The sequence below is a fragment of the Nocardioides bruguierae genome (assembly GCF_023656415.1).
In the GTDB taxonomy this organism is placed as follows: Bacteria; Actinomycetota; Actinomycetes; order Propionibacteriales; family Nocardioidaceae; genus Nocardioides; species Nocardioides bruguierae.
In genome coordinates this window covers 34047-59807 of the sequence record NZ_JAMOIL010000016.1, presented here as the reverse complement: position 1 = coordinate 59807, position 25761 = coordinate 34047, and the positions used below count along the sequence as shown (strand labels likewise).

The window sequence follows — 25761 nt, the reverse complement described above, 5'->3', positions numbered from 1 at the left end:
GGGGGGGCGGCGCCCCCCCCCCCCCCCCCCCGACGCGGGGGTCACTTCAGGGTGTAGGCGGAGTCGATGTCCGCGAACGCGGTGGAGGCCTTGGTGAGGTAGGTGGACATCTCCTCGAGCAGGCCGACGCTCTTCACGCTGGCGTCGTTCCACTCGGAGTAGGTGATGTTGAAGGAGTCACCCGCGGCGGAGGCGAAGCCACCGGACTCCCGCAGGTTGTCGACCTGGCGCTTGGCCTTGTCGAGGATCGACTCGAGCTCGTTCTTGATGCTGGCCAGGTGCTTGGCCTGGGTCTCGATGTCGCCGTGGACGACGGAGATGGAACCGTTGCTCATGGAGTGGCCCTCCGAGTAGGTGGTGACCCGGGGCGGGTCGGGGTCCCCCGTGTCGTGCCCCACTTGTCACCACCCCAAACCGCACGGGCCGGAGAAAGTTAAGACGTCCCGGTCGGGGCCGCGTCGAAGGCCGCCAGCAGCCGGTCGGCGGCCACGGTCGCGGGCAGCTCTCCGGCGAGGACGGCGGCGCGCACCTCGTCCCGCACCGCCCGGACGCCGGGCGAGAGCCGCAGGCGCTGGTCCAGCTCGTCGCGCACCAGGGCCCAGGTGAAGTCCAGCTGCTGCTCGGCGCGCTTGGCACCCAGGCCGGCCTCGCCGAGGTGCTCGCGGTGCGCCTGCACCCGCTGCCAGAGGTCCTCGACGCCGTCCCCGTGCAGCCCGGAGCAGGTGACCACCGGAGGCGCCCACTCGTCGTGACCGCGCACCATGCGCAGCGCGCCGGCCAGGTCGCGGGCGGCGGCGCGGGCCTCGACCGCCCGGTCGCCGTCGGCCTTGTTGACCGCGATGACGTCGGCGATCTCGAGGATGCCCTTCTTGATCCCCTGGAGCTGGTCGCCGGTGCGGGCCAGGGTGAGGAAGAGGAACGTGTCGACCATCCCGGCCACCGTCACCTCGCTCTGGCCCACGCCGACGGTCTCCACGAGCACCACATCGAAGCCGGCGGCCTCCAGCACGGTCATCGCCTGCACCGTGGCGCGCGCGACGCCGCCCAGCGTGCCCGCCGACGGGGAGGGGCGGATGAACGCGGCCGGCTCGGAGGAGAGGCGGCCCATCCGTGTCTTGTCACCGAGCACGGAGCCGCCGGTGCGCACGGACGAGGGGTCCACGGCCAGCACCCCGACGCGGTGGCCGGCCTGCGTCAGCCGCACCCCGAGGCCCTCGATGAACGTGGACTTGCCGACGCCGGGCACCCCGGAGACGCCGACGCGCACGACGCCGGGCCCGGCGGCCAGGTCGGCGATGCCGGTGAGCAGCGCGCGGGCCATCGCCCGGTGCTGCGGTCGGCTCGACTCGACCAGCGTGATGGCCTGCGCGACCTGGGCACGGCGACCGGCCCGGACGCCCTCGACGAGCGCCGCCACGCGGGTGGCCGAGCGCTCGTCGAGGTCCGGCAGGTCGGGCGAGCCCGGCATCAGTGCCCGAGCTGCTCGCGCAGGCCGGCGAGCAGCGACAGCGCGGACTCGGCGATCACCGTGCCCGGCAGGAACACCTCGGCCGCGCCCATCTGCTTGAGCGTGGGCACGTCGTCGGGCGGGATGACGCCGCCGATGACGACCATGATGTCCTCACGCCCCTGGTCCGCCAGCGCCTGCCGCAGCGCGGGGAGCAGCGCGAGGTGGCCGGCGGCGAGCGAGGAGACGCCGACGATGTGCACGTCGTTGTCGACGGCCTGCTGCGCGACCTCCTCGGGGGTGGAGAACAGCGGCCCGACGTCGACGTCGAAGCCCATGTCGGCGAAGGCCGAGACGATCACCTTCTGGCCGCGGTCGTGGCCGTCCTGGCCCATCTTGGCCACGAGGATGCGCGGGCGGCGGCCCTCGGCCTCGGCGAACTCCTCGGTCTCGGCCAGCACCTGGGTGACGGCGGACCCGCCCTCGCCCTCGGCAGCCGTGTCGCGGTACACGCCGGAGATCGTACGGATGACGGCCTGGTGGCGCCCGTAGACCTTCTCCAGCGCGTCCGAGATCTCCCCGACGGTCGCCTTGGCCCGCGCGGCGTCGACCGCCAGGCCCAGGAGGTTGCCCTCCAGGCCCGGCCCGGCGCCCTGCTCGGCCGCGTTCGTGATCTTCTCCAGCGCCGCGGCGACCTCGCCCGCGTCCCGCTCGGCGCGCAGCCGCTCGAGCTTGGCGACCTGGGCGCGGTAGACCTCGTCGTTGTCGACGCGCAGGACGTCGAGGTGGTCCTCGGCGGCCGGGCGGAAGGTGTTGACCCCGATGACCTTCTGGGCGCCGGAGTCGATGCGCGCCTGGGTGCGGGCGGCCGCCTCCTCGATGCGCATCTTCGGGATGCCCTGCTCGATCGCGGCGGCCATGCCACCGGCGGCCTCGGCCTCCATGATGTGCGCCCAGGCCTTCTCCGCGAGGTCGTGGGTGAGCCGCTCGACGTAGTAGGAGCCGCCCCAGGGATCGATGGTGCCGGTGGTGCCGGACTCCTGCTGCAGCAGCAGCTGGGTGTTGCGGGCGATGCGCGCGGAGAAGTCGGTCGGCAGCGCGATCGCCTCGTCCAGGGCGTTGGTGTGCAGCGACTGCGTGTGGCCCTGGGTCGCCGCCATCGCCTCGATGCAGGTGCGTCCCACGTTGTTGAACACGTCCTGGGCGGTCAGCGACCAGCCGGAGGTCTGGCTGTGCGTGCGCAGCGAGAGCGACTTGGGGTTCTGCGGGTCGAACTGGCGCACGAGCCGCGCCCAGAGCGCGCGGGCGGCGCGCATCTTCGCGACCTCGGAGAAGAAGTTCATCCCGATGGCCCAGAAGAAGGACAGCCGCGGAGCGAAGGCGTCGATGTCGAGGCCGGCCTCGAGGCCGGCGCGGATGTACTCGACGCCGTCGGCCAGCGTGTAGGCGAGCTCGAGGTCGTTCGTCGCCCCGGCCTCCTGCATGTGGTAGCCGGAGATCGAGATGGAGTTGAACCGCGGCATCCGCGCGGCGGTGAACCCGAAGATGTCGGAGATGATCCGCATGCTCGGCGCCGGCGGGTAGATGTAGGTGTTGCGGACCATGAACTCCTTGAGGATGTCGTTCTGGATGGTCCCGCTCAGCTGCTCCGGCTTCACCCCCTGCTCCTCGGCCGCCGCGATGTAGAGCGCGAGCACGGGCAGCACGGCACCGTTCATCGTCATCGAGACCGACATCTTGTCCAGCGGGATGCCGTCGAACAGGGTGCGCGCGTCGTAGATGGAGTCGATCGCGACGCCCGCCATGCCGACGTCGCCGCGCACGCGCGGGTGGTCGGAGTCGTAGCCGCGGTGGGTGGCCAGGTCGAAGGCGACCGAGAGGCCCTTCTGCCCGGCCGCCAGGTTGCGGCGGTAGAAGGCGTTGGACGCCTCGGCCGTGGAGAAGCCCGCGTACTGCCGGATCGTCCACGGCTGGGTCGTGTACATCGTCGGGTAGGGCCCCCGCAGGAACGGGCTGAGCCCCGGCAGGGTGTCGAGCGCGTCCAGGCCCGCGAGGTCGGAGGGCCCGTAGGACTGCTTGACCTCGATCCCCTCGGGGCTGGTCCAGGTCTCGTCCTGGCCCCAACCCATGGTCCAGTCGGGGCCGGTGCCCCGCTCGCCCGGCGCGGCGGTCAGCGGCAGGCCGGTGAAGCTGGTCGGGACGCTCACAGCGACTCCCCCTCGGTGCTCTCGAACGCGGCCCCGAGAGCCGCTCTGGTGCGGGTCAGGAACGCGAGCGCGTCCACGCCCATGGCGCAGGAGTCGTCGGCGTGGTCGGCCGGCTTGCCCGCGACCACCACGCGGGTGGCGCCCGCGGCGCGCAGGGCCTCGGCCGCGGCGGCGCCCCACTCCTCGTAGGTCGGGTCGCTGCCCGCGAGGACGACGACGGGCTGGCCGTCGTAGGCCGCGACCAGGTCGTCGGGGCCGGTGGTGGCGCCCGCGACGTCGACGGCGATCCCGCCGGCGGCCAGCAGGTTGGTGGCGAACGTGGCGCGGGCGGTGTGCTGGGCGACGGGGCCGAGGGTCGCGAGGAAGGCGTGCCGGGCCGGGGGCTCGTCGCGCATCGCCTCGTACGCACGGGCCCATCCCACGACGTCCTGGAACGCGGCCGACGGCTCCCGCACGGGCAGGTCCTCGGCCAGGTCGGGGAACTCCGAGACGCCGGTGACCGGACGCCTCCGGGTGGCGACCTGGGTGTCGCGCTCGGCCACCGTCGCGGCGATCCGCGCCTCCAGCAGGCCGAGGTCCGGGCCATCGGGGGTGTCGAGGTCGACGAACAGCGCCCAGGCGGCCTCGGCGAGGTCGTGGGTCAGCCGCTCGATCGCGTACGAGCCGCCGGCGGGGTCGGCGACCCGGGCGACGTGCGACTCCTCGACCAGCAGGTGGGAGGTGTTGCGCGCGATGCGGCGACCGAAGGATTCCGAGCGGCCCAGCGGGGCGTCGAAGGGCAGCACGGTGACGGCGTCCGCCCCGCCGACGCCTGCGGAGAACGCGGCGACCGTGGTGCGCAGCATGTTCGTGTAGGAGTCGTAGCGCGTCATCATCGGCCGGCTCGTGACCGCGTGGATGCGCGACCCCACGCCGGCGTGCCCCGTGCTCACCTCCAGCACCCGGTCCCAGAGCCGACGCAGAGCCCGCACCTTGGCGACCGAGGCGAGCTGCTCGTCGGTGACGGCGACCCGGAGCTCGATCAGCGTCGACGCCACCAGCGGCGGGAGGCCACCCGCCTCGAGCACCCGCAGCACCCGCACCCCGGAGGCCAGGACGTGGGCCAGCTCCGTGGCGTCGGAGGCTCCGCGGTCGTGGACCGCGGTGCCGTCCACCACCACGCCGGCGACACCGGCGCTCTGGGCCAGGCGGGCCACCGCGACCAGCGCGTCGGCGTCGGCGTCGGCCGGGCAGCCGAGGTTGGTGCCGCGGGCGGGCAGGACACCCTCCTCCAGGGAGGAGCCCAGCACGGAGAGGAAGGCGTCGGCCGCCGCGAGGGGGGCGGCCGGGGCGTCGAGCACGACGCCGGCCAGGTCGAGCAGGACGCCGTCCAGGCGCTCGGCCAGCTCGTCGGTCAGGTCCTCGCCGGTGGCCGTCTCCTCGTCGAGCTGCAGCCACACCGAGGTGGTGCCGCCGTCGAGGTCCGCCAGCGCGGTCTCCCTGGCGAGGTCGGCCGGCATCGGCTCGACCAGCCCGCGCACGTCCCAGCCGCGGGCGACCCTCGGCCGCTCCCGCTCCGGGAGGTCCGCGACCGAGGCCGCGGTGCCCAGCGGCGTCACCCCGACGCCGTCCAGCGTCCGTCGGGTCAGCTTCTGCCAGACCAGGCCGTCGGCGTCGTCCTCGCCGAGCCGACGGGCCTTGCGCAGGACGGCGGAGGCGGCCGCCTCCCAGGCCGCGACCGGCCGCTCGTCCTCGGGGGTCGCGAGCGCGAGGGTGCCCTGGTCAGGGCCGTCGGTGGGGCGGGGACTGCTCATGAGGGGACCCTAGGCCGAGGCAGTGACGCCCGCCACCCGGTGTGATCTGCTCGACGGACGCTTGCGCCCGCTGGTGAGGGAGGTCCGGGCCCGGCAGGACCTCCGACCTCGTCGCCGGGGCCGGACGCCGGGACGCCCGGGAGGTCAACCCCGCCCAGGGCCGCCACGGCAGAGGCGTTTGTCACACAGGCCGTGGTGAGCGCCACGTCGCGGGAGAGGTAACCTACCGGCCGTGGCAACACCGACTCTCGTACGAGGAGCGCGTGCGTCGCGCTCGATGATCACGCTCAAGATCGTCATGGCCGGCAGCGGGCTGATCTTCATCGCCTTCACGCTGCTGCACATGTACGGCAACCTGCACGCGTTCGCGGGGGAGGTGGCCTTCAACGAGTACGCCGAGCACCTGCGCACGCTGGGCGAGCCGATGCTCCCCTACAGCGGCGCGCTGTGGGTGATCCGCATCGTGCTGATCGTGTCGCTGGTCGCCCACGTCTACAGCGCGGCGAAGCTGTGGCGTCGGTCGAACGAGGCGCGCCGGGTCAAGTACGCGGTGAAGAAGAACGTCCACTCCTCGCTCTCCTCGCGGACGATGCGGTGGGGCGGCATCACGCTGCTGGCCTTCATCATCTGGCACCTGCTGAACTTCACCATCGGCAAGGTCAACGTGACCGGCGGCGAGACCAACAACCCCTACCAGCTGGTCGTGGACTCCTTCTCCACCTGGTGGCTGACGATCATCTACCTGATCGCCATGGCCGCCCTGGGCATGCACCTGCACCACGGCACCTGGAGCGCCATGCAGACGCTGGGCTTCACCACCTCCCCGGTGGCGCGCAAGCGCGCCAAGATCGCGGGCTGGGTCGTGGCCGTCGTCATCGCCGGCGGGTTCTCCCTCGTGCCGCTGTTCACGCTCTTCGGCGTGATCACCTACTGACCCCCCGCTGAGAGGACACCTCACATGGCTTCCAATGCCGACGTCAGCGGTCTCACGCAGCTGACCCAGCCCCCGCACCAGACCTCCGACGACGCCCGCGGCTACTACACGCCGGGCGAGCCGATCGCCGACACCAAGGCGCCGGCCGGTCTGATCAAGGACCGCTGGACCACGCACAAGATGAACAACCGGCTGGTCAACCCGGCCAACCGCCGCAAGATGAGCGTCATCATCGTCGGCACCGGCCTGGCCGGTGGCGCCGCGGCCGCGACCATGGGTGAGGCCGGCTTCCACGTGAAGTCGTTCTGCTACCAGGACTCCCCGCGTCGCGCCCACTCGATCGCCGCCCAGGGCGGCATCAACGCGGCGAAGAACTACAAGGAGGACGGCGACTCCGTCTACCGCCTCTTCTACGACACCGTGAAGGGTGGCGACTACCGCTCGCGGGAGTCGAACGTCTACCGCCTGGCCGAGGTCAGCGCGAACATCATCGACCAGTGCGTCGCGCAGGGCGTCCCGTTCGCCCGCGACTACGCCGGCCTGCTCGACAACCGCTCGTTCGGCGGCGTGCAGGTCTCCCGGACGTTCTACGCCCGCGGCCAGACGGGTCAGCAGCTGCTGATCGGCGCCTACCAGGCCCTCGAGCGCCAGATCGCGGCCGGCACCGTGGAGGCGTTCACCCGCCACGAGATGCTCGAGCTGATCATGGTCGACGGCAAGGCCCGCGGCATCATCGCCCGAGACCTGGTCACCGGTGAGATCGAGACCCACCTCGCCGACGCCGTCGTCATCGCCTCCGGCGGCTACGGCAACGTCTTCTTCCTCTCCACCAACGCGATGGGCTCCAACGTCACCGCGTCGTGGCGTGCGCACCGCAAGGGCGCCTACATGGCCAACCCCTGCTACACGCAGATCCACCCGACCTGCATCCCGGTCTCCGGCGACCACCAGTCGAAGCTGACCCTGATGTCGGAGTCGCTGCGCAACGACGGCCGCATCTGGGTGCCGAAGAACCGCGAGGACTGCGACAAGGACCCGCGCGACATCCCCGAGGAGGACCGCGACTACTACCTGGAGCGGATCTACCCCTCCTTCGGCAACCTGGTCCCCCGCGACATCGCCTCCCGCCAGGCCAAGAACGTCTGCGACGAGGGTCGCGGCGTCGGCCCGCTGGTCGGCGACTTCCGCCGCGGCGTCTACCTCGACTTCACCGACGCGATCTCCCGCATGGGCATCGACGGCGTGAAGGAGAAGTACGACAACCTCTTCGACATGTACGCCCGGATCACCGGCGAGAACCCGTACGAGACGCCGATGCGGATCTACCCCGCGGTGCACTACGTCATGGGCGGCCTCTGGGTGGACTACGACCTCCAGTCGAACCTGCCGGGCCTGTTCGTGGCCGGCGAGGCGAACTTCTCCGACCACGGCGCCAACCGCCTGGGCGCCTCGGCGCTCATGCAGGGCCTGGCGGACGGCTACTTCGTCCTGCCGAACACGATCCGCGAGTACCTCGCAGACGCCCCGTTCGACAAGATCGACGAGAGCCACCCGGCCGTCGTCGAGGCCCGCGAGTCGGTCGAGCAGCGCGTCTCGACGTTCCTGTCGATCAACGGCACCCGCAGCGTGGACAGCTACCACAAGGAGCTGGGCCACATCATGTGGGAGTACTGCGGCATGGAGCGCACCGAGGAGGGCCTGCGCAAGGCGATCGACCAGATCCGCGAGCTCAAGGCCGACTTCTGGTCCAACCTCAAGGTGCTGGGCACCGCCGACAGCCTCAACCAGAGCCTCGAGAAGGCCGGCCGCGTCGCCGACTTCCTGGAGCTCGGCGAGCTGATGTGCATCGACGCGCTGAACCGGCGCGAGTCCTGCGGCGGGCACTTCCGCGCCGAGTCCCAGACCGAGGAGGGCGAGGCGCTGCGTCACGACGACGAGTTCGCCTACGTCGCCGCGTGGGAGTTCGGCGGGGACGGCGGCCAGCCGGTCCTGCACAAGGAAGACCTGATCTACACCGCCATCGAGATGAAGCAGCGGAGCTACAAGTGAGACTCACCCTCAAGATCTGGCGGCAGGCGAACGCGACCGCGACGGGCGCGCTCAAGACCTACCAGCTGGACTCGGTCTCCGAGGACATGTCCTTCCTGGAGATGCTCGACGTCCTGAACGAGGACCTCAACGCCAAGGGCGAGGACCCCGTCACCTTCGACCACGACTGCCGCGAGGGCATCTGCGGCGCGTGCTCGCTGATGATCAACGGCGAGGCGCACGGGCCGGAGGTCACCACGACCTGCCAGCTGCACATGCGCTCGTTCAACGACGGCGACACCATCACCATCGAGCCGTGGCGTGCCGGGGCCTTCCCGGTGGTCAAGGACCTGATGGTCGACCGCTCCGCCTTCGACCGGATCATCCAGTCCGGCGGCTACGTCTCCGCGAACACCGGCTCCGCCCCCGAGGCCAACTCGGTGCCGGCGCCCCGCGACAAGGCGATGCGTGCCTTCAACACCGCCACGTGCATCGGCTGCGGCGCCTGCGTCGCGGCCTGCCCCAACGGCTCCGCCTCGCTGTTCCTCGGCGCGAAGATCACCCACCTCGGTGAGCTGCCGCAGGGCCAGCCGGAGCGCTGGGACCGCGTGGTCTCCATGGTCGGCCAGCACGACGCCGAGGGCTTCGGCGGCTGCACCAACATCGGCGAGTGCGCCAGCGCCTGCCCGAAGGAGATCCCGCTCGACGTGATCTCCCAGCTGAACAAGGACCTGCGCACCGCGCTGAAGAACGGTCACTGACCCACCGCCACTGACTCGCGGCTGACGAAAGCCCCTCCCCCGCTGCGCGGGTGAGGGGCTCTCGTGCGTCCGGAGGGCGTCCGGGGGCTCGGTGGTTGCCCGGGCCTACTCGCCGGAACGGAGGCGACGCGTCAGCGCGACCGCGGCCAGCGCCACGGCGGAGCCGGCCGCGAACGGCGCCCGCCAGCCCCCGCCGCGGGGTTCCTCGGCCGCGGCCAGCACGGGGCTCGCGTCGCCGCTGGGCAGCGGCGGGCCCTGCACCGGCTCCCCCGCGGGCTCCTCGAGCTCCGCACGGGCCTCCTGGGCCTGCTCCGTCGTCCACGCCCAGCACGCGGCGTAGAGGACCAGCCTGCTGAAGTAGTTGATCCACACCAGCACCACGAGGGCGAGGCCGAACGCCTGGAAGGCGGGCTGGCCCTCCGTGAGGCCGATGACCTGGGCAGCCAGCTGCTTGAGGACCTCGAAGAGGACGGCGCCCAGCACCGCGCCGCCGACGAGCGACCGGTTCGGCACCTCGTGCCCACCGAGCAGCCGGAACATCCAGAAGAACAGGGCGACGTTCGCCGCCATGCTGAGCACGTAGGTGAGCACGGAGACGAGCCCGCCGAGCTCCTCGTCGAGCTCGAAGAACCCCAGGATCGCGGGGGCGTAGCGGCTCAGGACGCCGCTGAGCGCCACGGTGAGCAGGAGGGTGAGCCCGAGGAGGGTCAGCGTCGCCAGGTCGCGCAGCTTGCCGGGGACGAACCCCAGCCGCTCGTCGTCGGACTGCTCGAAGACCGCGCCCAGGGCACGGCGCAGGGCGGAGATCCACCCGAGCCCGGAGTAGAGCACCGCGACGAAGCCCAGCACGCCGGCGAGGCCGGAGAAGGTGCGGAAGTCGCTGAGCTGGAGGTCCCCCTCGTTGGGGCCGATGATCTCGGGGAACATCGCCGAGATCGCGTCGCGCAGGGCCTCGTTGGCGTTCGGCCAGATGTTGGAGACCAGGCCGACGACGAAGAACGCGATCGCCAGCACCGGGAAGAAGGACAGGAACGCGAAGTAGGTGATCGCCCCGGCCTGCTGGGCGGCGTAGGTGTTGCCGTAGTGCTGCTGCATCCGGATCAGGTGGTCGAGCCACGGGGCGCGATCGCGCACCTCGGTGACTCCCTGGGACGCCCTGTCCTTGACGTTCGACACGGTGCTCATGCGCGCTCCTCCCCCGTCGTGGGGCCTGTCGTGGGGCCCGTCGTGGGGCCCGTCGTGGGGCCCGTCGTGGGGCCCGTCGTGGCCAGCGCGAACTCCGCGGCCGTCTGCCAGCCCCGGTCCGCGTCGTGCACCCACAGCGCCAGGGAGTCGACGGTGAAGGTGGCCTCGAAGTCGGCCAGGTCGGCCGCGGCGGCGTCCAGCCGCTCGTCGTCGAGGTGGTGCGCCACGGTCACGTGCGGGTGGTACGGGTAGTCCAGCGGCACGTCCAGGGGGCCGGAGCGGGCCGCGGCCTGGAGCCGGCCGCAGCTCTCCGCCCCGTCCTCGAGCGCGACGAACACGACGGGCGAGACGGGCCGGAAGGTGCCGGTGCTGAGCAGGTGCACGTCGAAGGCCTCGACGCTGGCCGCGGCCGCGTCCAGGTGCTCGCTGACGGCCGGCAGGTCGCCCTCGGGCACCTCGGTGGGCGGCACGACTGTGATGTGGGTGGGGATCAGGGACGCGGAGGGGTCGCCGAGATCGGTGCGGAAACCCTGGAGCTGACTGGCCCAGGGCTCGGGCACGGCGATCGCGACTCCGATGGTGGGCATGGGCACGTCCCTACTGTTCTACGCCGGAGGGGCGACGAAACCCACCCGGGAGTAGACGTCGCGCAGCGTGGCCGTCGCCACCTCGCGGGCCTGCTCGGCGCCGCGGCGCAGGACCTCGGTGAGGTACGCCTGGTCGTCGAGCAGCTCCAGCGTGCGGTCGCGGAACGGCGTCACGAAGTCGACCACGACGTCGGCGAGGTCCTTCTTCAGGTCGCCGTACCCCTTGCCGGCGTACTCCTCGACGAGGTCGGTGACGCTGCGGGCGGTGAGCGCGGAGTAGATGGTCAGCAGGTTGTTGACCCCCGGCTTGGTCTCGGGGTCGAAGCGGATCTCCGCCTCGGAGTCGGTGACGGCCGAGCGGATCTTCTTGGCCGAGCGCGCCGGCTCGTCCAGCATCTCGATGATGCCCGCCGGCGAGGAGGCGGACTTCGACATCTTCGCCGTGGGCTCCTGGAGGTCCGTGATCTTCGCGGTGGCCTTGAGGATGTAGGGCTCGGGCAGCCGGAAGGTCTTCTTGTAGCGGCTGTTGAAGCGCTGCGCGAGGTCGCGGGTCAGCTCCAGGTGCTGGCGCTGGTCCTCGCCGACCGGCACGTAGTGCGGGCGGTAGAGCAGGATGTCGGCCGCCTGGAGCACCGGGTAGGTGAAGAGGCCGACGCTGGCCGCGCCCTCGCCGCCCTTGGCGGACTTGTCCTTGAACTGCGTCATCCGCCGGGCCTCGCCGAAGCCGGTGAGGCACTGGAGCACCCAGCCGAGCTGGGCGTGCTCCGGCACGTGCGACTGGATGAAGATCGCGGACCGCTCGGGGTCGATGCCCATGGCCAGCAGCTGTGCGGCCGAGCGCAGCGCCCGCTCGCGCAGCACCTTGGGGTCCTGCTCGACCGTGATGGCGTGCAGGTCGGCGATGAAGAAGAACGGCTGGTGGTCGCGCTGGAGGTCGACCCACTGGCGCAGCGCCCCGAGGTAGTTGCCGAAGTGGAACGAGTCGGCGGTCGGCTGGATGCCGGAGAGGACGCGGGGTCGCGCGCCTCCCGTGGCGGCCGGGACCTCGACCTGGGGCTGCGTCGTTGCCATGGGCCCCATTCTGTCCGATCCGGCCCGCTCGCCCGCCTCCGGGTACGCCCGGCCCGGGTGCCCCGGGTCCGGAACGGGCCGCGGGCGCGTCCCGGCCGTGCGGCCGGGGACGCGCCCGCGGGTGGTGCGTGGTGGCCGGGTCAGACCAGGGCGGAGGTCTCGACGGCCCCCGAGGCCTGTCCGGCGGAGCGGGCACGGGCGGCCAGGACGACGACGGAGAGGCCGAAGACGGCCAGCAGCGAGCCGACCAGCAGCGGGGAGCGGAAGCCCCAGCCCGCGGCGATCACGGCGCCGCCGACCCAGGCGCCGAGGCCGTTGCCGATGTTGAGCGCGGAGTGGCTCAGTGCGGCGCCGAGCGTCTGGGACTCCCCCGCTGCGTCGATGAGGCGCATCTGGAAGCCCAGCGCCAGCACCGAGCCCGTCACCGTGGTGGTGAAGGCGGCCACGAGCGCGCCCCAGCCGGTGGGGGCCAGGACGAAGTAGGCCAGCAGGGAGACGGCGAGGCCGACCGAGCCCAGCCGCAGGCTGTTCTCCACCGACCAGTCGCACAGGCGACCGGCGAGCATGTTGCCGACGACCATGCCGATGCCCAGCACGAAGAGGAACACCGCGACGGCGCTCTCGCCGAGCCCGCCGACGTCCTGCGTGAGCGGGGAGATGTAGGAGATGAGGGCGAACATGCCGCCGAAGCCGCCGCCGGCGGCGAGGACGGCGAACCACAGCTGCGGCTGACGCAGGCCGCTGATCTCACGGCGGCTGGTGGCGGTGCGGTCGCCCGGCATGCGCGGCACGGCCAGCAGGACGAGGACGACGGTGACGAGCGAGAGCACGCCGACGACCACGTAGGCCCAGCGCCAACCCAGCTGCTGGCCGACGAGGGTGGTCAGCGGCACGCCCACGACGTTGGCCAGCGGGATGCCCATCATCACCATCGAGAGCGCGAAGCCGCGGCGGTTGGGGGCGACCATCGACGCCGCGACGAGCGCGGCCAGGCCGAAGTAGGCGCCGTGCGGCAGCCCGTCGAGGAAGCGCAGCACCGCCAGGAGCCGGTAGTCGGTGACCGAGGCCGAGGCCAGGTTCACCAGGCCGTAGAAGGCCATGAGCCCGACCAGCAGGCCGCGACGCGGCAGCTTGGCGCCCAGCGCGGCGATGAGCGGGGCACCGACGACGACGCCGGCGGCGTAGAGGGAGATGAGGTGGCCACCCTGGGAGATCGAGATCCCCAGGCCGGCGGAGACCTCGGGCAGCAGGCCCATCGCCACGAACTCGGTGACGCCGATGGCGAAGCCACCGGTGCCGAGCGCGAGCACGGCGATCCAGAAGCGCAGGCCGGGCCGCTGGTCGGCGGCCACGACAGGGAAGGAACCGGTGGGCGTGGGGTCTTCGGTGCGGACGTCGGCGAGCGACATGACGAAACACCTCCTGGAGGGGCGCGTGGGGACCGGCCCGGAGGCCGGCGTGGTCGGTGGTCGTGCGGGCCGGCGGTGCCGGCCGTGGTGCAGGCCGGCGGTACCGGCCGTGGTGCGGGCAGTGCTGCGCCCGGCCCGTGCGGTGCGCCGGGGCGCGCCTGTCACGGACGGTGCCGGGCGGGGGGGGTCGTGCGGGTGCTGCGAGAGGTGGTCGCCGGGACGCGTGAGGCGCCTCGGGCAACGGGCAGCCGGACTGCCGTGCGTCCACTGTCCAACGCCGGGCTGGTTTACCGCTATTCCTGAATGCCGTGTCTTCAGACACATGACGGTCTGCGCCCCACCGGGCCACCTCCGGAACGCCGCGACCCCGGCCGACCGTGTGGTCGACCGGGGCCGCGGGACGTCGCGCGCCGGGCGGCGCTGCTGGGGGTGCCGCCGCCGGGGCTCAGCCCACCGGCACGACCTCGGACTCGATCAGCTGCACGCTGTCCGCGCCGGCGGCGCAGGCCGCGGTGCCCGTGTAGTCGGTGTCGGTGGTCGTCTCGCCGGAGGCCGTGACGGAGGTCCCGGTGCGGGCCACGAGGCTGCTGGAGTCGTCGTAGAGGCTGATGACGCCGCTCTCGGACTCCTGGGCCGTCCATCCGGCCGGCCACACGGGCCACACCCGGGTGCCGTCGGTGGCGTCGAGGTAGACGCAGCCGCCCTCGCCCGCCACCAGCTCACCGGCGACCGGGGACGCGCCGACGGCCTGGCCCGGGAGCCAGCTGTTGGTGGGCAGCCGCACGGCCGTGCCCTCGCCCGTGCCGGTGCGCTGCGCGTTGAGCGCGACCAGCCCGAACAGCAGCGCGGCGCCGATGAACGGGATCAGCGCCATGATCACGTAGCCGCGGGTGCTCATGGCCCGGCCGTCCCAGCCCTCGGCGATGGCGGTGGCCGAGTCACGCCCGGTGCCCTCCGGCCCCTGCGCGGGGCCGGAGGACCGGTCGTCGTCGGAGGTGCTCACAGCGCGGCGAGCGCGGCGTTCAGCGTCGCGGAGGGGCGCATCACGTCGTCGGCCTTCTCGTCGACGGGCTGGTAGTAGCCACCCACGTCGGCCGGCTTGCCCTGGACGCCGTTGAGCTCGGACACGATGGTCTCCTCCTGCTCGGCCATCTTCGCGGCCAGCGGGGCGAAGACCTCGGCCAGGGCCGGGTCGGCGGTCTGGTTCGCCATCTCCTGGGCCCAGTACAGAGCCAGGTAGAAGTGCGAGCCGCGGTTGTCGATGCCGCCGATCTTGCGCGTCGGGGACTTGTCGTTCTCCAGGAACGTGGCCGTGGCGGCGTCCAGGGTGTCGGCGAGGATCTTCGCGCCCGCGTTGTCGGCGTAGCCGGCGAGGTGCTCCAGCGAGGCGGCCAGGGCGAAGAACTCACCCAGGCTGTCCCAGCGGAGGTAGTTCTCCTCGAGCAGCTGCTGGACGTGCTTGGGGGCGGAGCCGCCGGCGCCGGTCTCGAAGAGGCCGCCGCCGTTCATCAGCGGGACGATGGAGAGCATCTTCGCCGACGTGCCGACCTCGAGGATCGGGAACAGGTCGGTGTTGTAGTCGCGCAGGACGTTGCCGGTCACCGAGATGGTGTCCTTGCCCTGGCGGATGCGCTCGAGGGAGTAGGTGCAGGCCGCGGCCGGCGCCATGATCTCGATGGTCAGACCCTCGGTGTCGTGCTCGGGCAGGTACTCCCTCACCTTGGCGATGAGGTTCGCGTCGTGGGCGCGCTCCTCGTCCAGCCAGAAGACGGCCGGGTCGCCGGTGGCGCGGGCGCGGGTGACGGCGAGCTTCACCCAGTCGCGGATCGGGGCGTCCTTGGTCTGGCAGGCGCGCCAGATGTCGCCGGGCTGCACGTCGTGGGAGATGAGCACGTCGCCGGCGGCGTTGGTGACGGTCACCGTGCCGGCGGCCGGGATCTCGAAGGTCTTGTCGTGGGAGCCGTACTCCTCGGCCTTCTTGGCCATGAGGCCGACGTTCGGCACCGAGCCCATGGTGGCCGGGTCGAGCGCGCCGTGCGCCTTGCAGTCGTCGATGACGGCCGAGTAGACGCCGGCGTAGGAGGAGTCGGGGATGACGGCGAGGGTGTCGGCCTCCTTGCCGTCGGGGCCCCACATGTGGCCGCCGATGCGGATCATCGCCGGCATCGAGGCGTCGATGATGACGTCGGAGGGGACGTGCAGGTTGGTGATGCCCTTGCGGTCGTCGACCATCGCCATGCGCGGGCCGTCGGCCAGGCCGGCGGTGACGGCGGCCTTGATGGCCTCGCCCTCGGGCAGGGACTCGACGCCGGACAGCAGGCCGCCGAGGCCGTCGTTGGCCGAGACGCCGGCCGCGGCCAGCTGCTCGCCGTACTGCTCGAACAGGGTCGGGAAGAACGCCTGCACGACGTGGCCGAAGATGATCGGGTCCGAGACCTTCATCATCGTGGCCTTGAGGTGCACGGAGAAGAGGACGTCCTCGGCCTTCGCGCGGGCGATCTGCTCGGTCAGGAAGCGGCGCAGCGCGGCGACGTCCATGTAGGTGGCGTCGACGACCTCGCCGGCCTCCACCGGGATCGACTCCTTGAGCACCGTCACGGTGCCGTCGACGCCGGTGTGCGTCACCGTCAGGGTGTCGGCGGCCTCGAGCACGACGGACTTCTCGTTGGAGAAGAAGTCGTTCTCGCCCATGGTGGCGACGTCGGTCTTGGAGTCGGCGCTCCAGGTGCCCATGCGGTGGGGGTACTTCTTGGCGTAGTTCTTCACCGCACCGGGCGCGCGACGGTCGGAGTTGCCCTCGCGCAGGACCGGGTTCACGGCCGAGCCCTTGACCTTGTCGTAGGCGGCGCGGGCGGCCTTCTCCTCGTCGGTGGTGGGGTTCTCCGGGTAGTCGGGGATCGCGTACCCCTTGGCCTGGAGCTCCTTCACGCAGGCCTTCAGCTGCGGGACGGAGGCCGAGATGTTCGGCAGCTTGATGATGTTGGCCTCGGGCTTGGTGGCCAGCTCGCCGAGCTCGGCGAGGGCGTCGCCGATGCGCTGCTCCTCGGTCAGGTGCTCCGGGAACTGGGCGAGGACGCGGCCGGCCAGCGAGATGTCGCGGGTCTCGACGTCCACGCCGGCCTTCGCGGCGTAGGCCTGGATGATCGGCAGGAACGAGTAGGTCGCGAGGAGCGGTGCCTCGTCCGTGTGGGTGTAGATGATCTTGGCCATGGTGCGGGCAGCTCCTGGAGCGATCGAGGGCGAAACTTTCTTGACGTCAAGATACCGGACGGGCCGGGCGGACCGGGGTCCGGCCTCAGCCTGACAGGCCCGAGCCGGTCGGGTCCACGGCGCCGACCACGTCCGAGCCGGCGGTGTAGGCGACCAGGCCGGTGCCGGGCAGGTAGTAGGAGGTCGTGCTCGCGCCGTCGCTGACGGTGCGCACGACCAGGGCGCCCGAGTAGGCGCCGTCGGCGAGCACGACCTGGCCGTCCAGGCTGACGACGGTCGCCACGCCGGCGTCCGGCACCGCCTCGCCGGCGGTCGCCCAGCCGTCACCCCGGCGGGGCTCGGCCGGCAGCAGCAGGCCGGCCTCGGCACCGTCCTCCCCCGCCCGCCAGTCGGCGGCCGCGTCCTCGGAGTCGTCCTGGCCGAGCCACCAGACGTTGCCGCTCGCGTCCTGGGCCAGGTAGGTGGTGCTGGTGGCGCCGTCGGCGTCGGTCCGCACCAGCGCCGAGGCCGCGACGCCGTCGACGTCGGTCGTCCCCTCCGCGAGGCGGAGCACGGAGCCGTCGTCGAAGGTGGTGCCGGCGGCCGGCACGGCGAGGTCGGGGTGGGTCAGGCCCTCGACCCACGCGCGCGAGCCCAGGTCGGGCAGCGGCGAGGTGAGGGTGTCGACGCCGGCCTCCGCGACCTGCGGGGGCTCCATCCAGGCGCAACCGCCGAGGAGGAGCAGCAGGGCCGGCGCGGCGCCCAGCACCGTGGCGCGCGCACGACCTGTGCGAGTGCCGACGCGGGCGGCGGGGCGGGTCCGGACGAGGCGCACGACCCCATCGTCGCAGCAGACCCAACCCGGGCACCGACCGGCCGGGCGGGCGCCCGGCGACCCGGGTGCCCGTCCGCGCGGGTGCGCCAGGGTCGGTGGTGTGCGAACAGACACCTTTCGGCACACGCGACGCGGGTCACACACTGCTAGGTTCGCCACGAGGCTCCTGCCCCGGCCGCCGCGCGCGGCCGGACCTCGACGGGAGCCCGCGACGAGAAGCCCGTCACGCCTACTTGAGGAGACGACGTGAGCACCACCCCGCTGAAGGTCGCCGTCACCGGTGCCGCCGGCCAGATCGGCTACAGCCTCCTGTTCCGCCTCGCGAGCGGCGCCCTCACCGGCGGCCGCCCGATCGAACTGCGGCTGCTGGAGATCACCCCTGCCCTGAAGGCGCTCGAGGGCGTCGTCATGGAGCTCGACGACTGCGCGTTCCCCGGCCTGGCCGGGGTGCAGATCGGCGACGACGCGGAGACCGTCTTCGACGGCGTGAACCTCGCGCTGCTCGTCGGCGCGCGCCCGCGCGGCCCCGGCATGGAGCGCAGCGACCTCCTCGAGGCCAACGGCGCGATCTTCACCGCTCAGGGCAAGGCGCTGAACAAGGTGGCCGCGGACGACGTCCGCATCGGCGTGACCGGCAACCCGGCGAACACCAACGCCCTCATCGCGATGAGCAACGCCCCCGACATCCCGGCCGAGCGCTTCTCCGCGCTGACCCGCCTGGACCACAACCGCGCGATCTCCCAGCTCGCCGCCAAGACCGGTGCGCCCGTCACCGACATCTCGAGGATGACGATCTGGGGCAACCACTCGGCCACCCAGTACCCCGACCTGTTCCACGCCCAGGTGGCCGGCAAGAACGCCGCCGAGGCCGTCGGCGACCAGGACTGGCTGGAGAACACCTTCATCCCCACCGTCGCCAAGCGCGGGGCCGCGATCATCGAGGCCCGGGGCTCGTCCTCGGCCGCGTCGGCGGCCTCGGCCACCATCGACGCCGCCCGTGACTGGCTCTACGGCTCCGCCGAGGACGACTGGGTCTCCATGGCCGTCGTCTCCCGCGGCGAGTACGGCGTGCCCGAGGGCATCATCTCCTCCTTCCCGGTCACCACGAAGGACGGCGACTGGAGCATCGTGGAGGGCCTCGAGATCGACGACTTCTCGCGCTCGAAGATCGACGCCACGACCGCCGAGCTGGTCGAGGAGAAGGAGGCCGTCACCGGCCTCGGGCTGATCTGAGGCTCGGCCCCACCCGCACGCACCACGGGCCCCGTCCCTCCTCGCGGAGGGGCGGGGCCCGTGTCGTGCGTGCGGGGCAGGTGGGCGTCTCAGCCCCCCATGGGCACCGGGATCGAGTGCACGAGCGCCAGCACCGCCAGCGCCGTCGCGCTCAGCAGCGTGACGTCGATCCAGCGGGAGCGGACCGCGAGCATGCCCGCGTCCACCTCCCGCAGGACGAGGCGGAGCGCCGCGGCCGCGAGCAGCGCGCCGGCGAAGACCGTGATGCCGGCGCGCCACTCCCCCAGCGCGGCCCAGGCCAGCGACCCCACGGCCACCAGCAGCACGAGGATGTAGAACGCGCCACCGATGGTGGAGGGCTTGCGCCGCGGCTCGACGGCCGCGATCTCCTCGGCGATCTCCTCGGTGCTGGGCACCGCGGGGTCGTCGGAGGCCGGCTGGTCCACTGCTGGTGCTCCTCTCAGGCCAGGCCGGCCTGGCGCTCGGCCATCTCCACGACGTTGGAGAGCAGCATGGCGCGCGTCATCGGGCCGACTCCACCCGGGTTGGGCGAGACCCACCCGGCGACGTCCCACACGTCGGCGGCCACGTCGCCGGCGATCTTGCCGTCGACGCGGCTGACGCCGACGTCCAGCACCGCGGCACCGGGCTTGACCATGTCGCCGGTGATGATGCCGGGCACGCCGGCCGCGGCGATCACGACGTCGGCCTCGCGCACGTGCTTGGCCAGGTCCCGGGTGCCGGTGTGGCACAGCGTGGCGGTGGCGTTCTCGCTGCGGCGGGTGAGCAGCAGGCCCATCGGGCGGCCGACGGTGAGGCCGCGGCCCACCACGACCACCTCGGCGCCGGCGAGCGCGACGCCGTGGCGGCGCAGCAGCTCCAGGCAGCCGACCGGGGTGCAGGGCAGGGAGCCGGGCACGTTGAGCGCGAGGCGTCCGAGCGAGACCGGGTGCAGGCCGTCGACGTCCTTGTCGGGGTCGACGCGGGAGAGCAGCGCGTACTCGTCCAGGCCGGTGGGCTGCTGGATGAGGAAGCCCGTGCAGGCGTCGTCGGCGTTGAGCCGGTCCACCTCGGCCTCGACCTCGGCCTGGGTGGCTGTGGCGGGCAGGTCGACGCGGATCGACTCGATGCCGATCTCGGCGCAGTCCTTGTGCTTGGCACCGACGTACCAGTGCGAGCCCGGGTCGTCGCCGACCAGGATCGTGCCCAGGCCCGGGGTGACGCCGGCGTCCTTCAGCTTCTCGACGCGGACCTTCAGCTCGGCCTTGATGGCCTTGAGGGTCCCCGAGCCGTCCAGCTTCTGTGCAGTCATGTCAGGCCCCCGCTCAGTGGAAGAAGTGTCGCGTGCCGGTGAAGTACATGGTCACGCCCGCGGCCTTGGCGGCCTCGACGGTCAGCTCGTCGCGCACCGAGCCGCCGGGCTGCACGATGGCGGTGACGCCGGCGTCGATGAGGATCTGCGGGCCGTCCTCGAAGGGGAAGAAGGCGTCCGAGGCGGCGACCGAGCCGCGGGCCCGCTCCTCGCCCTCGGCCAACGTGTTGGCGCGCTCCACGGCGAGTTTGCAGGAGTCGACGCGGTTGACCTGGCCCATGCCGACGCCGACGGAGGCGCCGTCCTTGGCGAGCAGGATCGCGTTGGACTTGGCGGCGCGGCAGGCCTTCCAGGCGAACGCGAGGTCGGCGAGCACCTCGGCGGAGGCGGGCTCGCCGGCGGCCAGCGTCCAGGCGGACGGGTCGTCCCCGCCACCGTCGACGACGGCGTCCACGTGGTCGCGCTGCTGCATCAGCAGGCCGCCGGACACGGGCCGCATCTCGACCTCGCCCTTGCCGGGCAGGGGGCACACGAGGATGCGGATGTTCTTCTTGCGCGCCAGCACCTCGACGGCGCCGTCCTCGTAGCCGGGGGCCACGATGACCTCGGTGAAGACCTCGGCCACCTGCTCGGCCATGGCGACCGAGACGGGGCGGTTGGCGGCGATGACGCCGCCGAACGCCGAGAGCGAGTCGCAGGCGTGGGCGCGGGCGTGGGCCTGCGCGACGTCGCTGCCCACCGCGATGCCGCACGGGTTGGCGTGCTTGATGATCGCCACGGCCGGCTCGTCGAAGTCACCGGCCGCACGGCGGGCGGCGTCGGCGTCGACGTAGTTGTTGTAGGACATCTCCTTGCCGTGCAGCTGCTCGGCCTGGGCCAGGCCGGCACCCCACGCCGAGGTGTAGAGCGCGGCCGCCTGGTGCGGGTTCTCGCCGTAGCGCAGCGTGGAGGACTTCTCCCAGGTCGCGCCGACGAACGCCGGGAAGCCGGTGCCCTCGGAGGTGTCGGTGAGCACGTTGCCCATCCAGGAGGCGACGGCCACGTCGTAGGCGGCGGTGTGCGCGAACGCCTGGGCGGCCAGCTGCTTGCGCTGGGCGTAGGTGAAGCCGCCGGCCGCGACGGCGGCGAGCGCGTCGTCGTAGGCCTCGGGGCTGGTCACGATGCCCACGCTGGGGTGGTTCTTCGCGGCGGCGCGGACCATGGACGGGCCGCCGATGTCGATCTGCTCCACGCACTCGTCCGGGCCGGCGCCACTGGCGACGGTCTGGGTGAAGGGGTAGAGGTTCACGACCACCAGGTCGAAGGGCTCCACGCCCAGCTCGCCCAGCTGGGCGGCGTGGGCGTCGAGGCGCCGGTCGGCCAGCACGCCGGCGTGCACGCGCGGGTGCAGCGTCTTCACGCGGCCGTCGAGGCACTCGGGGAAGCCGGTCAGGTCCTCCACCTTGGTGACGGGCAGCCCGAGGGACTCGATGAGGCGGGCGGAGCCGCCGGTGGAGACCAGCGCCACGCCGGCGTCCACGAGCCCGCGGACGAGGCCCTCCAGGCCGGTCTTGTCGTAGACCGAGACCAGTGCCCGCTTGATCGGGACGCGGCCGTCGCCGGCGGTGGGGTCGATGGTCAGGACGGGGTCAGACATGCGTCTCTCCTGCGTCGGATGCGAGGAGGAGCACCCAGGCGTTCGATGCTCCCGACGTCACTCCCTGGTGGTGGCCCACCTGCGCCAGTCGTGGTGCGGTCAGCCTACCGGTGCTCAGGCCCCGACGACGACGCGGCGTCCGTCGACGCGGAAGCCCTCGCGGGCCAGGCGGCCGACCTGCTCCACGAGCATGCCCCGCTCGGCGGTCTTGATCCGCTCGTGCAGGCTCTCGACGGTGTCGTCTTCCTCGACCCGCACGACCGTCTGCTCCACGATCACGCCGGTGTCCACGCCCTCGTCGACCACGAAGAGCGTGCAGCCGGTGACCTTCACGCCGTACTCCAGCGCGTCCGCGGGGCCGTGCATCCCCGGGAAGGACGGGGAGAGCGCCGGGTGGGTGTTGAGCGTGCGACCGCCGAAGGCCGCGAGGAACGCGGGGCCGACCAGCTTCATGAAGCCGGCGAGCACGACGAGGTCCGGCTCGTGCGCGGCGACGGCTGCGGTGAGCGCCTCGTCCCAGGACCCGCGGTCGGGGTGGTCCTTGACCCGCTCCACGAAGGTCGGGACGCCGGCCCGCTCGGCGCGCTCGAGGCCGGCGATGTCCGTCCGGTCGGCGCCCACGGCCACGACGTCGGCGCCGTAGGCCGGGTCGGCGGCCGCGTCCAGCAGTGCCTGGAGGTTGGTCCCCGAGCCGGAGACCAGCACGACGAGACGGGGGCGTGCGGAGGCGTCGTTCACGGGCAGGACTGTAGTTCCAGCCCGCCGCGTCAGCCGCGGCGGCGCTGGAGCAGCAGGGTCACCAGCGCCCCGACCGCACCGCCCAGCGCGAGGGCGGGCACGGCGTGCGCCAGGACGTCGACGGCCGACGGCCCGACCTCGGCCATGCGGCCGGGGCCCGCGGCGCCACCGGAGAGGGCGGTGACCAGGCCCAGCAGCAGCCCGGCGAGGACCGAGCCCAGCGCGCCGCGCAGGGTGGCGTCCACGACGCCGGGCACCGGGTCGCGGCGCTGGGCCAGCGCGGCACCCGCGCCGGCCACGAGGGGCGCGAGCACGAGCAGCCCGCCCTGCCAGGCGCCGGGGGTGCCGGCGTCCGGGAGGGCGGCGAGCAGGGGGAACATCGGCAGCGCGCCGAGCACGACCGCGGCCGGGCTGACCACCGTGCCGGTGCCGACCACGAAGCCGGGGCCGAGCAGGTAGGCGCTGGCCCACAGCGCCGCGTTCGGCAGCAGCAGGAGGCACACGACCAGGTAGGCGGTGACGTCTCCGGCGTCCACGTGCAGCTGGGAGAGGATGTTGGCGAAGGTGGAGAAGTCGGTCGCCACGGCCAGCAGGACGACGGCGGTGCACAGCCCCAGCCAGAGGCCGAGCACGCGACGCGTGACGCCGACCAGGCCGCGCACGGAGTCGGGCAGCCGGGCGGCCAGCACGGCGGCGCGGCCGGAGCCCACCGCCAGGCCCGGCAGGCCGATGCCGAGGCTGAGCACCAGCGAGACCAGCACGACGCGGCCGGTGTCGGGGTCGGTGTCGGCGGTGGCCGCGACGGTGTCGGTGACCAGCGCGACGAGCAGGTAGCCGAGCGTGAAGCAGCCCGAGGCGACGGCCACGGTCCAGTCGCGCTCGCCGTCGGCCAGGCGGTCGGCGTCCGGCCCGTGGCCGGCCAGGGCCTCGCCGGCGCGCACGGCGCGACGCCAGGTCGCCCAGGCGGCCAGCAGGGTGACCGCGAGCGGCACGAGCGTGACGGGGGTGTTCTCGACCTGGACGCCCGAGCCGTGGCCCATCAGCCAGCCCAGCGCGCCCACGCGCAGCGCGTCGCGCGGGGCGCCGTGCAGGCCGGCGTCCGCCAGGAACCAGCCGAGGAGGCCCAGCACCAGGCACACGACCAGCGAGAGCCCCGCGGCCCGCACCCCGGCGACGCCCGCGACCAGCGGCAGCGGGCGCTGACGCGCGGGTCGTCCGCCACGTCCGCCTCGTCCCGGGCGTCCCGGGTGGCTCGACGCGCCGCGCCCCCGTGCCGCGGCCCCGGACGGGCGGCGCTGGGTGCGGGAGGACAGGGTGGAGGTCTCGGGAGGCGTCATGACGCCCCCATGCTCCCTCGGCCGGGGCCCCGGACGGCGACGGCACGCCGGTTCCCGCGTCCCTGGGGGCCGCCCGTAGTCTGGACCGGCCATGACCGACCAGCAGGACTTCGACGACTTCTACGCCGAGGCCCGCGAGCGGCTCCTGCTCCAGGCCTACGCCCTGACGGGGGACCTCAAGGCCTCCCGCAGCGCCGTCCGCGACACGACCGTGCAGGCGTGGCACCACTGGCGCAGGATCACCGCCGACGGTGCGACGCCGGAGTCCTGGGTGCGCCCGCGGGCGTGGGCGCTTGCCCACCGCCGGCAGCGCACGCACGTCTGGCACCGCGAGAAGTCCCTGGACGAGGGGGTGCGCACCACCCTCGAGGCCCTCGCCGGCCTCTCCTGGACCCAGCGACGGGTGCTGGTGATGAGCCACCTGGCCGGGCTCTCGATCACCGACGCTGCCCGCGAGGTGGGCGTCACCACCGACCAGTTCACCCGTGACCTCCAGCTCGGCACCGCCGCCGTCGCCCTGGCCGCCGACCAGCCGAGCACCCAGGTGCCCGTCATGCTGCGCGGCCTCGTGGCCGGCCTCGACGACGTCCGGTGGACCCGCCCGGCCCGCCTGCGCCGCAGCGGCGCGACCCGGCGCCGTGGCCACCTCGTGGCGGGCGTGGCACTGGTCGTGGCCTCCGTCGCGGTCACCGGCCTCGTCGTCCACGACCCCGAGGGCGCCCGTCCGTCGCTGGACCGCTCCCTGTCCGGCGTCAGCACCGCCGCCCCGCGCTCCGGGGACGCCTCCGCCGCCGCGGGTTCGGCCGACGCCTCGGCCTCCGGCTCGGCGTCGGCCGACCCCGAGCCGGCCGAGCTCGCCGAGGACGCGATGCTCACCGCCGGTCAGCTCCAGGGCACCCTCACCGGCCGTGGCTGGAAGGTGCTGGAGACCGACCACAACGTCGACGGCGACGGCCTCGTCCTCTCCTGCCAGCAGGTGCGCTACGCCGACACCGAGGTCGAGGACGCCCTCGTCCGCACCTTCCGCTCCGCCCCGGCGCGGGGCACCGTGCGCACCACCACGCAGATGACGGAGCAGTCCGCGGACGCGGCCGTGGCGGCCGACTCCTTCGAGACCTGGTCGGAGTGGCTCTCCGGCTGCACCGACGCCCGGACCCAGCTGATGGCCGTCCGGGAGGTCTCCGGGGTGGGCAACGAGGCGCTCCAGGTCGTGCTGCGCGACTGGGGCAGCGTCTCCACCACGGTGCTGGGCGTCGCGCGCACCGGCCGCTACCTCACCGTGGTGGCCACCCAGCGCGACGGCGAGACGGTGGAGGACGTCCCCGCAGGGGCCCGCGTCCTCGCCTCGGCCGTCGACGACGTCTGCGACCTCGACGGTGGCGGCGCGTGCAGCGAGAAGGTCGCGGCCGCGGCCGCCGACCCGGTGCCGGTCGCCGACGTGCCCACGATGATCGTGGACGCCGACCTCCCGCCGGTGGCCAAGGTCCGCTTCGACTGGGTCGGCTCCGACCCCGACCGCCGGGTGAGCGTCAACGACGCCTCCACGCGCTGCGACGCCACGTCCTTCTCCGGCCGGTTCCGCGGTGCCCGGTTCACCCGCAACGCCACCCGCACCTTCCTCATCCCCGACGCCTCCCGCCTGCCCGTCGAGTTCGGGCTCACCGAGACCGTCGGCGAGCTGCCCGTGGGCCGCGCCGAGGCGCTGGTGGACCGCATCCGCTCGCAGATGTCCTCCTGCGAGGAGCGGGACCCCGGCACCGAGGTGACGCTGCTGCGCGAGCGCGTCACCGGCCAGGGTCGGCGCGGCGAGGAGGTCTCCGTGTGGCGTGTCTCGGTGGAGGTGACCGCGCGCCGCACCATCGTCTACGACATGGCCGTCGTGCGGCACGGCGGCGCGGTGGCCCAGGTGGGCTTCGTCGCCGCGGGCGAGCGCACCGTCACCCAGGGCTCGTTCCTCGCGCTCGCCGAGCGGGCGCTCTCCCGGCTGCGCGCCGGCGTCCGCGCCCGCTGAGGGATTTCCTCCTCGCCCACGCAACCGGCCACGCCCCTGCGGCGTAGT

At 73.0% G+C, this 25761-nt stretch carries 21 protein-coding genes and 1 riboswitch; of the genes, 5 read left to right on the top strand and 16 right to left on the bottom strand.

Going from position 1 to position 25761, the window contains the following annotated elements; translation table 11 throughout:
• Nucleotides 1-41: 41 nt before the first annotated feature.
• The 4 genes from M8330_RS13265 to M8330_RS13250 form a co-directional block, all read right to left on the bottom strand.
• Nucleotides 42-335 carry a WXG100 family type VII secretion target gene (locus M8330_RS13265; protein WP_250827719.1) on the bottom strand — a complete coding sequence of 98 codons (294 nt, stop codon included), beginning with the start codon at nt 333-335 and terminating at the stop codon, nt 42-44.
• Between the two features lie 98 nt (nt 336-433).
• A complete protein-coding gene (gene meaB, locus M8330_RS13260) occupies nt 434-1468 on the bottom strand; it encodes a methylmalonyl Co-A mutase-associated GTPase MeaB (protein ID WP_250827718.1) in 1035 nt (344 codons plus the stop codon).
• Entirely contained in the window at nt 1468-3627 is a 2160-nt protein-coding gene (scpA, locus tag M8330_RS13255) for a methylmalonyl-CoA mutase (RefSeq protein ID WP_372490219.1), read from the bottom strand. The genes meaB and scpA overlap by 1 nt, the downstream gene beginning before the upstream one ends.
• A 23-nt stretch (nt 3628-3650) precedes the next feature.
• A complete protein-coding gene (locus M8330_RS13250; protein ID WP_250827717.1) occupies nt 3651-5447 on the bottom strand; it encodes a methylmalonyl-CoA mutase family protein in 1797 nt (598 codons plus the stop codon).
• A gap of 232 nt (nt 5448-5679) precedes the next feature.
• On the opposite strand from M8330_RS13250, the gene M8330_RS13245 reads away from it, so the two are divergent.
• The 3 genes from M8330_RS13245 to M8330_RS13235 are packed head-to-tail and all read left to right on the top strand — an operon-like array spanning nt 5680 to nt 9170.
• Nucleotides 5680-6381 carry a succinate dehydrogenase cytochrome b subunit gene (locus M8330_RS13245; protein WP_250827716.1) on the top strand — a complete coding sequence of 234 codons (702 nt, stop codon included), beginning with the start codon at nt 5680-5682 and terminating at the stop codon, nt 6379-6381.
• 24 nt (nt 6382-6405) lie between these two features.
• Nucleotides 6406-8430, top strand: a complete 2025-nt coding sequence (locus M8330_RS13240) for a fumarate reductase/succinate dehydrogenase flavoprotein subunit (protein WP_250827715.1) — start codon at nt 6406-6408, stop codon at nt 8428-8430.
• Nucleotides 8427-9170 carry a succinate dehydrogenase/fumarate reductase iron-sulfur subunit gene (locus M8330_RS13235; RefSeq protein WP_250053302.1) on the top strand — a complete coding sequence of 248 codons (744 nt, stop codon included), beginning with the start codon at nt 8427-8429 and terminating at the stop codon, nt 9168-9170. Before M8330_RS13240 ends, M8330_RS13235 begins: the two co-directional genes overlap by 4 nt.
• A gap of 105 nt (nt 9171-9275) precedes the next feature.
• Here the strand turns inward: M8330_RS13235 and M8330_RS13230 are convergent, their stop codons facing one another.
• The 7 genes from M8330_RS13230 to M8330_RS13200 form a co-directional block, all read right to left on the bottom strand.
• Nucleotides 9276-10355: a YihY/virulence factor BrkB family protein gene (locus M8330_RS13230; RefSeq protein WP_250053300.1), complete on the bottom strand. Its 1080-nt coding sequence runs from the start codon at nt 10353-10355 to the stop codon at nt 9276-9278.
• Nucleotides 10352-10942: a 2'-5' RNA ligase family protein gene (locus M8330_RS13225; protein WP_250827714.1), complete on the bottom strand. Its 591-nt coding sequence runs from the start codon at nt 10940-10942 to the stop codon at nt 10352-10354. Before M8330_RS13225 ends, M8330_RS13230 begins: the two co-directional genes overlap by 4 nt.
• Nucleotides 10943-10960: 18 nt before the next feature.
• The gene (gene trpS / locus M8330_RS13220; protein WP_250827713.1) at nt 10961-12013 is read right to left on the bottom strand and encodes a tryptophan--tRNA ligase; all 1053 of its coding nucleotides are present in this window, start codon (nt 12011-12013) and stop codon (nt 10961-10963) included.
• A gap of 140 nt (nt 12014-12153) precedes the next feature.
• Entirely contained in the window at nt 12154-13422 is a 1269-nt protein-coding gene (locus M8330_RS13215) for an MFS transporter (protein ID WP_250827712.1), read from the bottom strand.
• A 445-nt stretch (nt 13423-13867) separates the two neighbouring features.
• A complete protein-coding gene (locus M8330_RS13210) occupies nt 13868-14425 on the bottom strand; it encodes a hypothetical protein (protein ID WP_250827711.1) in 558 nt (185 codons plus the stop codon).
• Nucleotides 14422-16632 carry an NADP-dependent isocitrate dehydrogenase gene (locus M8330_RS13205; protein ID WP_250827710.1) on the bottom strand — a complete coding sequence of 737 codons (2211 nt, stop codon included), beginning with the start codon at nt 16630-16632 and terminating at the stop codon, nt 14422-14424. Before M8330_RS13205 ends, M8330_RS13210 begins: the two co-directional genes overlap by 4 nt.
• Before the next feature lie 85 nt (nt 16633-16717).
• The gene (locus M8330_RS13200; protein WP_250053289.1) at nt 16718-17446 is read right to left on the bottom strand and encodes a hypothetical protein; all 729 of its coding nucleotides are present in this window, start codon (nt 17444-17446) and stop codon (nt 16718-16720) included.
• Between the two features lie 246 nt (nt 17447-17692).
• Here M8330_RS13200 and M8330_RS13195 point away from each other — a divergent pair, with 246 nt between their 5' ends.
• Nucleotides 17693-18679: a malate dehydrogenase gene (locus M8330_RS13195; RefSeq protein ID WP_250053287.1), complete on the top strand. Its 987-nt coding sequence runs from the start codon at nt 17693-17695 to the stop codon at nt 18677-18679.
• Nucleotides 18680-18768: 89 nt separating this feature from the next.
• Here M8330_RS13195 and M8330_RS22490 read toward each other — a convergent pair whose 3' ends face one another.
• The 5 genes from M8330_RS22490 to M8330_RS13170 all read right to left on the bottom strand — a co-directional run bounded on the left by M8330_RS22490 (nt 18769) and on the right by M8330_RS13170 (nt 23702).
• Nucleotides 18769-19125, bottom strand: coding sequence for a DUF3017 domain-containing protein (locus M8330_RS22490; RefSeq protein ID WP_250053285.1), 357 nt, complete (start codon nt 19123-19125; stop codon nt 18769-18771).
• A 14-nt stretch (nt 19126-19139) separates the two neighbouring features.
• On the bottom strand, nt 19140-19991 hold the full coding sequence (locus M8330_RS13185) for a bifunctional methylenetetrahydrofolate dehydrogenase/methenyltetrahydrofolate cyclohydrolase (RefSeq protein ID WP_250053283.1): 852 nt from the start codon (nt 19989-19991) through the stop codon (nt 19140-19142).
• A gap of 13 nt (nt 19992-20004) precedes the next feature.
• Nucleotides 20005-21627, bottom strand: coding sequence for a bifunctional phosphoribosylaminoimidazolecarboxamide formyltransferase/IMP cyclohydrolase (gene purH / locus M8330_RS13180; RefSeq protein WP_250827709.1), 1623 nt, complete (start codon nt 21625-21627; stop codon nt 20005-20007).
• A gap of 25 nt (nt 21628-21652) precedes the next feature.
• Nucleotides 21653-21729: riboswitch (ZMP/ZTP riboswitch) on the bottom strand.
• A 12-nt stretch (nt 21730-21741) separates the two neighbouring features.
• The gene (purN, locus tag M8330_RS13175; RefSeq protein ID WP_250827708.1) at nt 21742-22365 is read right to left on the bottom strand and encodes a phosphoribosylglycinamide formyltransferase; all 624 of its coding nucleotides are present in this window, start codon (nt 22363-22365) and stop codon (nt 21742-21744) included.
• A 29-nt stretch (nt 22366-22394) separates the two neighbouring features.
• On the bottom strand, nt 22395-23702 hold the full coding sequence (locus M8330_RS13170) for a cell division protein PerM (RefSeq protein ID WP_250827707.1): 1308 nt from the start codon (nt 23700-23702) through the stop codon (nt 22395-22397).
• 91 nt (nt 23703-23793) lie between these two features.
• Between M8330_RS13170 and M8330_RS13165 the strand changes: the two genes are divergently transcribed.
• Nucleotides 23794-25713, top strand: a complete 1920-nt coding sequence (locus M8330_RS13165) for a SigE family RNA polymerase sigma factor (protein ID WP_250827706.1) — start codon at nt 23794-23796, stop codon at nt 25711-25713.
• The last annotated feature ends 48 nt before the right edge of the window (nt 25714-25761 follow it).